At 69.7% G+C, this 12,760-nt stretch carries 11 protein-coding genes; 9 read left to right on the forward strand and 2 right to left on the reverse strand.

The window, feature by feature from the left end:
• The first annotated feature begins 1 nt into the window (after position 1).
• The 3 genes from MKCMC460_RS12105 to MKCMC460_RS12115 all read left to right on the forward strand — a co-directional run bounded on the left by MKCMC460_RS12105 (position 2) and on the right by MKCMC460_RS12115 (position 2,574).
• A complete protein-coding gene (locus tag MKCMC460_RS12105; RefSeq protein WP_236976214.1) occupies positions 2-349 on the forward strand; it encodes a cupin domain-containing protein in 348 nt (115 codons plus the stop codon).
• A gap of 6 nt (positions 350-355) precedes the next feature.
• A complete protein-coding gene (locus tag MKCMC460_RS12110) occupies positions 356-1,228 on the forward strand; it encodes a nitronate monooxygenase family protein (RefSeq protein WP_236976212.1) in 873 nt (290 codons plus the stop codon).
• Positions 1,229-1,329: 101 nt separating this feature from the next.
• On the forward strand, positions 1,330-2,574 hold the full coding sequence (locus tag MKCMC460_RS12115) for a S9 family peptidase (protein ID WP_236976210.1): 1,245 nt from the start codon (positions 1,330-1,332) through the stop codon (positions 2,572-2,574).
• A 3-nt stretch (positions 2,575-2,577) separates the two neighbouring features.
• Here MKCMC460_RS12115 and MKCMC460_RS12120 read toward each other — a convergent pair whose 3' ends face one another.
• Complete coding sequence (locus MKCMC460_RS12120) at positions 2,578-3,081, reverse strand: DUF1990 family protein (RefSeq protein ID WP_236976209.1); 504 nt, start codon at positions 3,079-3,081, stop codon at positions 2,578-2,580.
• Between the two features lie 32 nt (positions 3,082-3,113).
• Here MKCMC460_RS12120 and MKCMC460_RS12125 point away from each other — a divergent pair, with 32 nt between their 5' ends.
• The 3 genes from MKCMC460_RS12125 to MKCMC460_RS12135 all read left to right on the forward strand — a co-directional run bounded on the left by MKCMC460_RS12125 (position 3,114) and on the right by MKCMC460_RS12135 (position 6,690).
• Entirely contained in the window at positions 3,114-3,971 is an 858-nt protein-coding gene (locus MKCMC460_RS12125; RefSeq protein WP_236976208.1) for an aldo/keto reductase, read from the forward strand.
• A 41-nt stretch (positions 3,972-4,012) separates the two neighbouring features.
• Positions 4,013-4,636 carry a PaaI family thioesterase gene (locus MKCMC460_RS12130; RefSeq protein WP_370653115.1) on the forward strand — a complete coding sequence of 208 codons (624 nt, stop codon included), beginning with the start codon at positions 4,013-4,015 and terminating at the stop codon, positions 4,634-4,636.
• 215 nt (positions 4,637-4,851) lie between these two features.
• Entirely contained in the window at positions 4,852-6,690 is a 1,839-nt protein-coding gene (locus MKCMC460_RS12135; protein WP_238305770.1) for a PE family protein, read from the forward strand.
• On the opposite strand, the gene MKCMC460_RS31535 is transcribed toward MKCMC460_RS12135, so the two are convergent.
• Complete coding sequence (locus MKCMC460_RS31535) at positions 6,687-9,293, reverse strand: LuxR family transcriptional regulator (protein ID WP_289624928.1); 2,607 nt, start codon at positions 9,291-9,293, stop codon at positions 6,687-6,689. The genes MKCMC460_RS12135 and MKCMC460_RS31535 overlap by 4 nt on opposite strands.
• A gap of 228 nt (positions 9,294-9,521) precedes the next feature.
• Between MKCMC460_RS31535 and thrS the strand changes: the two genes are divergently transcribed.
• From thrS to pgsA, 3 genes are read left to right on the forward strand one after another with little or no spacing between them, the layout of a single operon-like run.
• Positions 9,522-11,552: a threonine--tRNA ligase gene (thrS, locus tag MKCMC460_RS12150; protein ID WP_238305771.1), complete on the forward strand. Its 2,031-nt coding sequence runs from the start codon at positions 9,522-9,524 to the stop codon at positions 11,550-11,552.
• 2 nt (positions 11,553-11,554) lie between these two features.
• A complete protein-coding gene (locus tag MKCMC460_RS12155; protein WP_370653116.1) occupies positions 11,555-12,106 on the forward strand; it encodes an HIT domain-containing protein in 552 nt (183 codons plus the stop codon).
• Positions 12,103-12,756, forward strand: coding sequence for a phosphatidylinositol phosphate synthase (gene pgsA, locus MKCMC460_RS12160; protein ID WP_236976201.1), 654 nt, complete (start codon positions 12,103-12,105; stop codon positions 12,754-12,756). Before MKCMC460_RS12155 ends, pgsA begins: the two co-directional genes overlap by 4 nt.
• The last annotated feature ends 4 nt before the right edge of the window (positions 12,757-12,760 follow it).

The raw sequence follows: 12,760 nt of genomic DNA on the forward strand, positions 1-12,760 counted from the left end.
GATGGAATCCATTTCGTTGAACAGCCTGGCATCCGAGAAATTGGCTGAGGCGGGCAAGTCGCACAGCGGCCGGGCCGCCCACACCATTCACGGCGGACACACCCACGAACTGCGCCAGACGGTGCTGGCCCTGCTCGCCGGGCACGAACTCGCCGAGCACGACAGCCCGGGCGAGGCGACACTGCAGGTGTTGCAGGGCCACGTGCGCCTCACCGCCGGCGACGACGCCTGGGACGGAAGGTCGGGCGATTACGTAGCGATCCCGCCGGTTCGGCACGCGCTGCTGGCCGTGCAGGATTCGGTGGTGATGTTGACGGTGCTGAAGTCCCAGCCGGGCGCGTCGCACTAGTCGAGGATGCTCGCCACAGCCTGGTCGCGCGACTTCGGCCTGCGGGTACCGATCGTCAACGCCCCGATGGGCGGCGTAGCCGGCGGGCGGCTGGCCGCCGCGGTCACCGCAGCCGGTGGACTGGGCATGATCGGGATGGGCAGCACCGCCACCAGGGCGGCGCTTGCCCGCGAGATGCGTTTTGTCAGTGGGCGATTCGGGATCGGGCTGGTCGACTGGGTGATGCGCGACCAGCCCGGGCTGCTCGACGACGCGGTGGCCGCAGGACCGGCCCTGTTATCGGTCAGCTTCGGCACCGACTGGTCCTGGGTCGGGCCGGCCCATGCGGCCGGAATCGCTACTGCGACACAGGTTTACGACGTGACCGGGGCCCGAAGGGCGACCGACGCCGGGGTCGACATCCTGGTGGCCCGGGGCGCCGAGGGCGGGGGCCACGGCGAGATGCGACTGGGCACACTGCCGTTGCTGGACGCGGTGCTCGACCAGGTGAGCGTGCCGGTACTGGCCGGGGGCGCGATCGCCTCGCCCCGCAGTCTGGCCGCTGTGCTGGCGGCCGGCGCCGCCGGGGCCTGGGTGGGCACTCGGCTGGCGGCCTGCCCGGAGGCGCTGACCGCCGATTCGGGCCGCGCGGCACTGATCGGGGCGGCCGGCACCGATACTCGCGTCACCCGGGACTTCGACATCGCTGCCGGACTGCCCTGGCCGGAGCGGTTTCCGGCCCGGGTGCTGGCCGACTCGGTGGCGGCGAACGACTCGCGGACCGCGCCGGTGGACGCGGGACAAGGCGTGGGGATGATTCGCGAAGCGGCACCGGCGGGCAAAGTCATCGAGGAGATGTGCGCGGCTGCAGAGAGTTTGCTGGCCGGTTGGTGCCCCTAACACGGGGGACGTGATCCACGCCCCATTCACGGGCTTGAAGTGACCAAAATCCGGGTCCTCGTCCCACCGGCGCGAGCCTGCGCGGTGTTAGCGTCGGAGCTATGACAGTAGCCGGTGAACAACGTCGTACCCGCGGCCGCAAGGTGCGTCGGGCCATCGGCGAGGTGGCACGGCCGTTTGCCCACACCGGTCGCTACCTGTCCAGTTCGTGGCGCGACTACCGCAACTCCGGCGCCGACTCCGACGCCCTCGATGTCCCCGACCTGCCGATCGCACGGCCTACGATTGCGTTGGCGGCGCAAGCATTTCGCGACGAGGTGGTGTTGGCGGGTCTGAAGGTGCGCCGCCCGGTCAGCCGACCCGCCGCCTTCCGGCGCATCAACGACGAGGTGGTCGAGGCGCTCGAGTTCTACCGAACCAGAGGGTGGCTGGAGGAGCCCAAGGGTTATTTCGTTGAGCCGCCAGCGCTTACGGACGTGCAGGTCAAGGATGGACGGGACTGCCAGCGGCTGTCGTTCGACAGCGGCTACGCGCCGCATCCCGGCGAACCCGGCGCCGAACGGTGGCTGGGCTACACCGCGTTGCGGCGCGAATACGCAGTGCTGCTACGCCATCCCGAGCCGCGGCCCTGGCTGATCTGCGTGCACGGCACCGAAATGGGCCGCCCGGGAATCGATCTCAGGATTTTCCGGGCCCGCAAGCTGCACGAAGAGCTCGGCTTGAACGTGGTGCTGCCGGTGCTGCCCATGCACGGCCGGCGGGCCCGCGGGTTGCCCAAGGGCGCGGTGTTCCCGGGTGAAGACGTGATGGACGACGTGCATGCCACCGCACAAGCCGTCTGGGACATCCGGCGTTTGCTGACTTGGGTGCGTGCCCAGGAGCCCGAGTCGCCGATCGGGCTGAACAGCATGTCGCTGGGTGGCTACATCGCCGCGTTGGTGGCCAGCCTGGACAGCGGGTTGACCAGTGCAATTCTCGGGGTGCCGGTGGCCAACCTCGTCGAGTTGCTGAGCCGCCATTCGGGTTTGCGCGCCGGCGATCCGCGCCGCGACACGATGAAGCTGGCCGAGCCCATCGGCGAGATGATGTCACCGCTCTCGCTCACCCCGCTGGTGCCGATGCGGGGGCGCTTCGTCTACGCCGGAGTCGCCGATCAGGTGGTCAACCCGCGCGAGCAGGTGATCCGGCTGTGGGAGCACTGGGGCAAACCCGAGATCTACTGGTATCGCGGCGGACACGCCGGCTTCATCCGGTCACGCCCGGTGCAGGTGTTCATCCAGGACGCGCTGCAGCAGTCGGGCCTGCTCGACGGGTACCCCCCGCTCACTCAGCGCCCGGCGTCCTAACTGTCACACGCCGCGCAGATACCGCTTGGCGATCACCCGCTGGGCCACCGCGACGAACGGCTTGCCGAGCCTGCTCCACCAGGTCGCCGGGCGGGAGAAGGCTGACACCTGCGCGTACACCGCGGTGGTGTCCGGGTCGTAGCAAACCACGAAGCGTTCCTCGCCCGATTCCGGGTGACCGGGCAGGGTGCCGTAGGCGAACCCGCGAATGTCGGGTTCCTCGACCACGTAGACCACCCGGCACGGCGCCCGCAGCACGCCCAGCACCGTCACCACCACCACCGAGGAGACGCAGACCGTCTCGGTGCTGGCCTGCACCCGCAACCCGGCGCCGCGCTGCATGCCCCAGTGCATGAGGGACTTGGCAGCCTGTTCGAAACGATCCCGTCCCGTCCCGATCTGGGCCGACACGTCGAGGTGGCCGTACCCCGCGGGCAGTTGGCCGGCAGCCGTCGCACCCACCTCCGGATAGGTCAGTTGCTGCTCGGCGAGCGTGTGCAGGTCCACCAAGTCAGCTTGCCACGCGTACGGTCGGGAACGTGACCGCCCAAGCTTCCGGGACATTCACCCTCGGCAACGACCTGACCGTCAACCGGCTCGGCTTCGGCGCGATGCGCCTGACCGGCGACGGGGTGTGGGGCCCGCCCGCCGACCGCGACGAATGCGTGCGCGTGCTGCGGCGCGCGGTCGAACTCGGGGTGAACTTCATCGACACCGCGGACTCCTACGGCCCCTACGTGTCCGAGGAGATCATCCGCGAGGCGCTGCATCCCTACCCCGACCTGGTGATCGCCACCAAGGCCGGCCTGCTGCGCACCGGGCCGAATGTCTGGGTGCCACTGGGCAATCCGAGCTACCTGCGCCAGGAATGCGAGATGAGCCTGCGCCGGTTGGCCGTCGACACCATCGACCTGTTCCAGCTGCACCGCATCGACGCGAATGTCCCGTTGGCCGACCAGCTGGGGGAGCTCGTCGCCCTGCAGAACGAGGGCAAGATCCGCCACATCGGTCTCTCCGAGATCGACGTCGACCAACTCGAGGCCGCCCGCCAGATCGCCCCGATCGTGTCCGTGCAGAACATGTACAACGTGACCAGCCGCAAGGCCGAGCCGCTGGTGGACGCCGCGACCACCCAGAACATCGGGTTCATCCCGTGGTTCCCGCTGGCCGGCGGACCGCTGGCGGCGCCGGGCGGCCCGCTGCAGCAGGTCGCCGCCGCGCACGACGCGACGCCGTCGCAGGTGGCGCTGGCATGGCTGCTCAAGCGGTCACCGGTGATGCTGCCCATCCCGGGAACCTCGAAGGTGGCGCACCTGGAGGAGAACGTCGCCGCCGCCGACATCGAGCTGTCCGACGAGGAGTTCGAGACGCTGTCGGTGGCCGGCGCGGCCCAGTAGCCCGGCGGCTCACCCTGGGGCACACCGCATACGGTGTCCTGATGGCAGCCGCAGATCAGCGACACCCCGGCGGGGGCTTCAACCCGCCCGAGCCCACCCACAAGGGCGGCCCCGACTACGGCCGATTCATCGACGCGGTGCGCAGACTGCAGGACCACGCCCGCGCCGTGGACGCGCCCGACGAGGTCATCAGCCAGGCAGCCGACCGGCTCGAGGAACTCTCGGCGCTGCTGGCTCCCTACGACGCCGACGAGTGGCACTCGCCGTCAGGGCGGCGGATGGACCTGCCGATGCGTGGCAACCTGCTGACGGTGCCGATGGAGGCCCGCAAGACCGCGGACGGCCGGATCGAGGGCTGGGCCCGGTTTTCGCGGTTTCATCTGGGCCGCAACGGCGCCGTGCACGGCGGTTCGCTGGGCATGTTGTTCGACAGTGTGCTCGGCCTGACCGGCGCGTGGCTGTCCGGCAGCCGCCGGCAGCGCACCGCCTACCTCAAGATCGACTACCGCAATATCGTGCCGATCGAAAAAGAGCTGCAATTCGAGGCGGGCATCGACCGCGACGAGGGCCGCAAGATCTTCGTGTCCGGCCGGCTGCGCGACGGTGACACGCTGCTGACCGAAGCCGACGCGCTGTTCGTGCGGCTCAAGCCCGGACAGCCCTGAGCATTCCGACGAGCGGCCGCAGAATGCCGTCGAAAGCGGGCCGCGAGCGTGCATATGGGGACGCTGGCGGCTTGCGTGCCGTGCGGGGGTGCCCGGGTCTGCCGGTTCAGCTAAGAAATCGGTAATTTGCCCGATTTCCCCGGCCCGGCCGTCGTTCGACGATAGGAGCGAAGGGCAGCCGTGGGGGCCGCCGCGATTCGGGCGAGGTCGGGCAAATGTCTTTTCTATCGGTGACGCCGCAGTTGGTGGCGACGGCTGAAACGGACCTGGCGGGTATCGGGACGCGGCTGGGTGAGGCCAACGCCGCGGCGGTGACCCAGACGACGGGGTTGTTGGCTGCGGGTACCGACGAGGTGTCGGCCGCGGTCGCGTCGCTGTTTTCCGGATATGGACAGGCCTACCAGGGGCTCAGTTCCCAGGTGGCCGCCTTTCACGACCGGTTCGCGCAGTTGCTGGGTGCGGCCGGCGGGGCATATGCGCAGGCGGAGGCCGCCGGTGCTGATCCGTTGCAGCTGGTGGAGAACGTGATCAACGCGCCCACCCAGGCGCTGCTGGGGCGACCGCTGATCGGCGACGGCGCCAACGGCACCGCGGGAACCGGCGCCAACGGCGGTGCCGGCGGGATCCTGGTCGGCAACGGCGGCGCCGGCGGATCGGGCGCGCTGGGACAGGCCGGCGGTAACGGCGGCGCGGCGGGGCTGTTCGGTAACGGCGGGCCGGGCGGGCTGGGCGGCGCCGGTGCGGCCGGCGGCACCGGCGGCAGCGGCGGCTGGCTGTTCGGCAACGGCGGGGTCGGCGGCCAGGGCGGCGCCGGGGTGTCGGGGATCAACGGGGGTATCGCCGGGCACGGCGGCAGCGGCGGCAACGCCATCCTGTTCGGCACCGGCGGCGCGGGCGGGCCGGGCGGCACCGGCATGATCGGCGCCAACGGCGTCAACTCCGAGGTCAGCGCTGTCGCCGCCACACTCGGAGCAAATGGTGTGTACGGAACCACGAGCCTCGCCGGTGCCACCGCAACCGGGGGAACCGGCGGACCCGGCGCCGACGCGGGACTTGCCGCCACCGGCGGCACGGGCGGAACCGGCGGGTTCGCGCTGGCGGCCGGGGGTGGTGACGGGACGGCTCTGGGCGGTAATGGCGGTCCCGGCGGTGCCGGTGGAAACGGGGGCACCGGCGGTTTAGGCGGCACCGCTCAATTCGTCGGCATCGCTTCGGGCGCCGCGTATGCAGGCGCCGGCGGCACTGGTGCCCTCGGATCAGCGCCCGGCGGGGCGGGTGGCTGGGGCGGACCTGGTGGTACGGCCTACTTCGGTCAGTTCGCGTACGGGGGAGCCGGTGGCGGCGGCGGTACCGGCGGCACGGGGGCGGCCGGAAGCGCCGGCGGTATCGGAGGTGCAGGGGGAGCCGGCGGCCACGGTGGTCTGCTGGTCGGCGACGGAGGTGCCGGTGGTGCCGGTGGCACCGGCGGCTTGGGTGGTACCGGTGCCGGCGGCGGTCAGGGCGGTGCCGGCGGTGGCGGGGGACTCGGTGACCAGGGCTCCTTCCGGTCTTCCGGTGGCAATGGCGGTGACGGAGGCCTGGGCGGTACCGGCGGCGACGGCGGTCAGGGCGGCGTCGGTGGCAATGGCGGTGCCGGCGGCGCCGCGGGTCTGATCGGCAACGGCGGTGCGGGTGGTGCCGCCGGTTCCGGAGGCGCGGGGGGCGCCGGTGGCGTCGGCGGATTCGGTGGTGGCGGCGGTCAGGGCGGGTCGGGCGAGCAGGCCAGCAACATCAACGTCGGCGGCAACGGCGGTAACGGCGGTGACGGCGGTAACGGCGGGACCGGAGGAACCGGCGGCGGCAGCGGACTCGGGGCTGCGGGTGGCGCCGGTGGGACGTTGTTCGGCCAGCAGGGCAGCAGCAGCGGCTGGAGCCAGGGTGGGTCCGGCGGTAGCGGCGGGGGCGGCGGCGGCTACGGGAGCGGCGGCAGCTACGGCACCGGTTCCACGACGAACGGTAGCAACGGCCTCAACGGCTACAACGGCTACACGGGCAACCACGGCCAGGACGGCTAGCTGTTGACCCGGCCACGCACGTGCGCGGCGGCCTGGGTCCGGTTGCGCACACCGAGTTTCGCCAGGATCGAGCTGACGTGACATCCGGTTGTCTTCGGGCTGATATGCAGTGCGGCGGCGATCTGAATGTTGCTTTGCCCCAACGCAATCAGATCCAGTACCTCGCGTTCCCGGCGAGACAACCCGTCCGGGTCGGCCAACGTCTCGGTGTGGCGACCGCGCCGGGAAAGACCTCGTACCTCAGCCAGCCGCTGCTGTGCGCGACGCGTCGCGGCCCGCGCGCCGAGACGCCGGAACGTGGTCAAGGCCGATTCGACCGCGGCGAGGTCCCCGCCCAGTTGAGCGATCGCCGCCTCATAGGGGCAGCCGCGCTGCGTCCACTGCTGCGCGGCGGCACGCCAATCACCGGCGATCTCCAACTGGACCGGTGTGAGTGGGGGCTCGACGGCCACGGAGATCGACTGGGGGCCGGGCATTAGCATCCACCGGCGCAATTGCCAGGTCAGCGACGGATCGCGGTCCATGCCGGCATCAATCAGGGCCTCGCGCGCCTCGCGTTGTGCGGTGTCGTCGTCACCGGCCAGCCACGCGGATTCCGCGCGGGCAGCGGCAATCGGGAACAACCGGAGCTGCTCGGGCTCGGAGCTGGCCGCGATTTCGTCGAGCAGCGCGCCGACAGCCGGATGCCCGCGGCGGGCGCGAATCAGCGCCAGCACCAGGCGCGGCAGGATACGGTGCAACGCCGGCAGTCCCCGGCGGGCGAGCAGGGACTCGGCGCACGCACTCGCCCGGGCCCACTCGCCGCGATGCAGGTCGACGAGCGCACTGACGCCCAGATTGAAAGCCTCGAACGTGACCAGGTTGCGTTCACGGCAGTAGGAAAGCGATTCGGCGATGTAACGCTCGGCGCGCTCCAGGTCGTACTGCCGCGCCGCCGCCCAGCAGATATCCGATCCGAGCAGTCCGGCGTGCTCGCCACGAGCGTCGGAAAGCATGGCCTCGCGCCAAGCCGATTCCAATTCCTCCCAACCGGTTTCCGATTGCAGCACCCTGGCCAGCGCGGCGTAGCCGCGGGCGCGGACGACGACGGCGTGGTCGCCGAGTTGGGTGCCCAGAGTGATGGCCTGGTCGGCGTACGCGGTGGCCGACTGCTCGAATCGGAGCACTCCTATCTCGGCGAGATTCACCAATGACCAGGCCAGCTGCGGGCAGGGACCGGATTCCTGCAACAGCCGCAGTGATTCCCGTCCGGCATCGGTGGCTTCGGTGACGCGGCCGATGCCGTACAGCTCGTGCGACAGCCAGCGCAGGTTTTGCGCTTCACCCAGCGTGTCCCCGGCCGAGCGGCACAGCCTGATGGCCTCGCGCCACGACGACACGGCCGGCTCACCCAGCCCGCACAGATGGCTGGCGAAAGCGTGCTGTTCCAGCCAGTGCACCTTCTCGTCGTCGGTGGTCTGGCCGTGCCGCAGCGTCAATTCATACAGTTCGGCGGCCTCGCGATGCGCCCCCAGCATGGCGGCATGCTCGGCCGCGGCGGGACCATACCGGATGACGGCGTCGTGATCGTCGGCGTGGTCGGCATGAAAAACCAACGCTGCCAAAGTGTTCTGCTCGATCGGCGGCTCGCTGAGTGCTCGCAGCGCACGGGCGTGCAAATCCTTGCGCAGGTAATCGGGCAGGCGCTGCAACGTGGCATGCCGGGCCAACTCGTGACGAAAACGAACCGCATCGTATTTCGCGACGAGCACTCCCGCGTCCAGGCATTCACTCAATGCGAGCGTGGCTTGCGGACACACCTCGCGCACCAAATCCACCTCGGCGAGCGGCCCGCAGACCGCCACCGCTTGCGCGGTCAGTCGCGCCTGCTTCGACAGCCGGGCCAGCCGGCCCCACACCGCCTCGAATATGCTGCGCGGCAACAGATCACACTCCAGCGCTGCGGCACCGCCCGCCAGCACCTCGGTGAGGTAAAACGGGTTTCCCCCGGTGAGGTCGTAGAGGTGCTCGACGTCGGCGCCGGTGTGGGCGGCCAGCGCGGCCACCGCCTCGCGGCTCAGCGGCTTCAGCCCGATCCGGCTGACCGTGGGGCAGCCGGCCAGATCACCCAGCGCCAGCGCCAGCGGGTGCCGGTGATCGAGCTCGTCGTCGCGGTAGGAGACCACCAGCAGCAGCGGCAACGACTCGACGCGCCGGGTGAGGAATCGCATTAGATCCAACGTCGCCCCGTCGGCCCAGTGCGCATCCTCGATCACCCACACCCGGCGCCGACCGTCCCGCAGGACGGTCAGTAGCCGCCGGTAGAGGGCGCCGGAGTCGCGGGATTCGATCGCGGCAGACAGGGTTGCGGCCGCCGCTGCCCCGAACCCGGGCAGCGCGTCGAACAGCGGGCCCAACGGGGGCGGTGCTGCCAGCGGGTCGCACCAGCCCGTCAACACCTGAATCGAGTCGTCCAGCCCGCCGGTGAACCGGTTGAGCAGCGCCGTCTTGCCCACGCCGGCTTCCCCGCGCAACAGCACCACCCGACCCGAACCGCTCTGGGCGGATCGCGCCGACGCGCCGAGCTCGTTGAGTGCGGCGCAGCGCTCGAGCAGACACACCATATTCACGTCCCCAACCCCGCCGGCCCGACGGCGAAGGCGGCAGTGTGCGCTTCGAGGGCCGGTCCGTCCCAGAGGTCCGGGCTGTCGAAGTCCTGTGAATCAGCCGGGGTGCGGGCTGCGGTCGGTGACTCGCGCCGCGGGCTGCGGGAGTCCGGGCCGACCGCCCCCCGATAGCATGGTCGCGACCGTTTCGACACGTCCCGTCGCACAGCATTGGAGACCAGCCCGATGAGCGCCCCAATCCGGGTCCCTGCCGGCACCACCGCGGCTGCCGCGGTCGGCGAGGCGGGACTGCCGCGGCGCGGGACACCGGATGCCGTGGTGGTGGTGCGCGACGCCGAGGGCAAGTTGCGCGACCTGAGTTGGGTGCCCGAGGTCGACGTGGAGGTGACCCCCGTCGCGGCCGACACCGAGGAAGGTCGCAGCGTGATCCGGCACTCCGCCGCCCACGTGTTGGCCCAAGCCGTCCAGGACTTGTTCCCGCACGCCAAGCTGGGCATCGGCCCGCCCATCACCGACGGCTTCTACTACGACTTCGCCGTCAGTGAGCCGTTCACGCCCGAGGATCTGGAGAAGCTGGAAAAGCGGATGCGCCAGATCGTCAAGGAGGGCCAGCTCTTCGACCGGCGGGTGTATGCCTCCAAAGACCAGGCCCGCCAGGAGCTGGCCGACGAGCCGTTCAAGCTCGAACTCGTCGACGACAAATCCGGGGACCCGGATGTAATGGAAGTCGGGGGCGACGAGCTGACCGCCTACGACAACCTCAATCCTCGTACCCGCGAACGGGTTTGGGGCGACCTGTGCCGCGGGCCGCACATCCCCACCACCAAGCACATCCCGGCGTTCAAGCTCACCCGCAGCTCGGCCGCCTACTGGCGCGGCGACCAGCGCAACGCCAGCCTGCAACGTATCTACGGCACCGCGTGGGAGTCGCAGGAGGCCCTGGACCGGCACCTGGAGTTGCTGGCCGAGGCGCAGCGCCGCGACCACCGCAAGCTGGGGGTGGAGCTGGACCTGTTCAGCTTCCCCGACGAAATCGGTTCCGGACTGGCCGTTTTCCACCCCAAGGGCGGCATCGTGCGCCGCGAGCTGGAGGAGTACTCGCGGCAGAAGCACGAGCAGGCGGGCTACGAGTTCGTCAACACCCCGCACATCACCAAAGAGCAGCTCTACGTCACCTCGGGGCACCTGGAGTGGTACGCCGAGGGCATGTACCCGCCGATGCAGATCGACGCCGAGTACAACGAGGACGGCTCGGTGCGCAAGCCCGGCCAGAATTATTACCTCAAGCCGATGAACTGCCCGATGCACCATCTGATCTACCGGTCGCGTGGGCGTTCCTACCGCGAACTTCCGTTGCGGCTCTTCGAGTTCGGCAGCGTCTACCGGTTGGAGAAGTCGGGGGTGATCCACGGCCTGACCCGGGTGCGCGGCATGACCCAGGACGACGCCCACATCTACTGCACCCGCGAGCAGATGCGCGACGAGCTGACCTCGGTGCTGCGCTTCGTGCTCGACCTGCTGGCCGACTACGGCCTGGACGACTACTACCTGGAGCTGTCCACCAAGGACCCGGAGAAGTATGTGGGCTCCGACGAGGTGTGGGATGAGGCCACCGAGGTGCTGCGCGAGGTCGGTGAGGCGTCCGGGCTGCAGCTGGTTCCCGACCCGGGTGGCGCGGCGTTCTACGGGCCGAAGATCTCGGTGCAGGTCAAAGATGCGCTGGGCCGCAGCTGGCAGATGTCGACGTTGCAGGTCGACTTCAACATGCCGGAGCGCTTCGAGCTGGAATACACCGCCGCGGACGGCAGCCGACAGCGTCCGGTGCTGATCCACCGCGCGCTGTTCGGGTCGATCGAGCGGTTCTTCGGCATCCTCACCGAGCACTACGCGGGTGCGTTCCCGGCGTGGCTGGCGCCGATCCAGGTGGTGGGCATCCCGGTTGCCGACGAGCACCTGGACTATTTGAAAGATGTTGCCGCACAATTGAAGTCGCATGGTGTGCGGGTAGAGGTGGACGGCAGTGACGATCGGATGGCCAAGAAGATCGTCAACCACACCAACCAGAAGGTGCCGTTCATGCTGCTGGCCGGCGACCGCGACGTGCAGGCCGGCGCCGTCAGCTTCCGCTTCGCCGACCGCACCCAGATCAACGGGGTGCCGCGCGACGCCGCGGTGGCGGCCATCGCGGACTGGATCGCTCGTCGTGAAAACTCTTTTCCCACAGCGGAATTGGTGAAAGTTGGCGCTGGTGGGTGACTGTGGCTGACGACGACACGATCCTCGACCGCGGCGTCGGCGAGCGCGACCATCTACAGCGGTTGTGGACCCCCTACCGGATGAACTACCTCGCCGAGGGTCCGCTCAAGCGCGACGATGCCAACCCGTCGCAGCCGTTCACCGACATCCCGCAGATGTCCGACGAAGACGGTCTGGTGGTGGCGCGCGGCGAACTCGTCTACGCCGTGCTCAACCTCTATCCGTACAACCCGGGTCACCTGATGGTGGTGCCCTACCGGCGGGTCGCCGAGCTCGAAGACCTCACCGAAGCCGAGAGCGCCGAAGTGATGGCGTTCACCCAGAAGGCGATTCGGGTCATCAAGAACGTCTCGCGTCCACACGGTTTCAACGTCGGCATCAATCTGGGCACCTCGGCGGGCGGGTCGCTGGCCGAGCACCTGCACGTGCATGTGGTGCCGCGCTGGGGCGGGGACGCGAACTTCATCACCATCATCGGCGGCTCCAAGGTGATACCGCAGTTGCTGCGCGAAACCCGCCGTCTGCTGTCCGAGGAGTGGGCCCGACAGTCATGAGCAAGTTGCCGTTCCTGTCCCGCGCGTTCTTCGCCCGACTCACCGACCCGGTCGCGCGGACGGCCCTGCGGGTCGGCCTGACACCGGACGTCGTCACCGTCATCGGCACCATCGGCTCGGCGGCTGGGGCGCTGATCCTGTTCCCGATGGGCAAGTTGTTCGCCGGCGGCTGCGTGGTGTGGTTCTTCACCCTGTTCGACATGGCCGACGGGGCGATGGCCCGCGAGCGCGGCTTCGGCACCCGGTTCGGTGCGGTCCTGGACGCCACGTGCGACCGTCTCGGTGACGGCGCGGTGTTCTGCGGGCTGCTGTGGTGGATCGCGTTCCACAAGCACGACGAACCGTTGGCCGTGGCGACACTGATCTGCCTGGTCACCTCGCAGGTGATCTCCTACATCAAGGCCCGCGCCGAAGCCAGTGGACTGCGTGGCGACGGCGGGTTCATCGAACGCCCCGAACGGCTGATCATCGTGCTGGTCGGGGCCGGGGTGTCCGACTTTCCGTTCGTGCCGTGGCCGCCGGCGCTGCCGGTGGCGATGTGGCTGCTGGCGGTGCTGAGCCTGGTCACCTGCGCGCAGCGGTTGCACGCGGTGCGAACCTCACCCGGCGCCGTCGACCATCTGGCCCTGCCCGGAAAGAGCGAGCCGTGATCCC

Origin of the sequence: Mycobacterium sp. 20KCMC460 (assembly GCF_022179425.1) — a bacterium.
Classification (GTDB): Bacteria; Actinomycetota; Actinomycetes; order Mycobacteriales; family Mycobacteriaceae; genus Mycobacterium; species Mycobacterium kiyosense.

Coding starts and splice junctions, on each gene's coding strand:
- MKCMC460_RS12105 (WP_236976214.1), top strand. CDS start 2: ATGGAATCCATTTCGTTGAACAGCCTGGCATCCGAGAAATTGGCTGAG.
- MKCMC460_RS12110 (WP_236976212.1), top strand. CDS start 356: ATGCTCGCCACAGCCTGGTCGCGCGACTTCGGCCTGCGGGTACCGATC.
- MKCMC460_RS12115 (WP_236976210.1), top strand. CDS start 1,330: ATGACAGTAGCCGGTGAACAACGTCGTACCCGCGGCCGCAAGGTGCGT.
- MKCMC460_RS12130 (WP_370653115.1), top strand. CDS start 4,013: ATGGCAGCCGCAGATCAGCGACACCCCGGCGGGGGCTTCAACCCGCCC.
- MKCMC460_RS12135 (WP_238305770.1), top strand. CDS start 4,852: ATGTCTTTTCTATCGGTGACGCCGCAGTTGGTGGCGACGGCTGAAACG.
- MKCMC460_RS31535 (WP_289624928.1), bottom strand. CDS start 9,293: ATGGTGTGTCTGCTCGAGCGCTGCGCCGCACTCAACGAGCTCGGCGCG.
- thrS (WP_238305771.1), top strand. CDS start 9,522: ATGAGCGCCCCAATCCGGGTCCCTGCCGGCACCACCGCGGCTGCCGCG.
- pgsA (WP_236976201.1), top strand. CDS start 12,103: ATGAGCAAGTTGCCGTTCCTGTCCCGCGCGTTCTTCGCCCGACTCACC.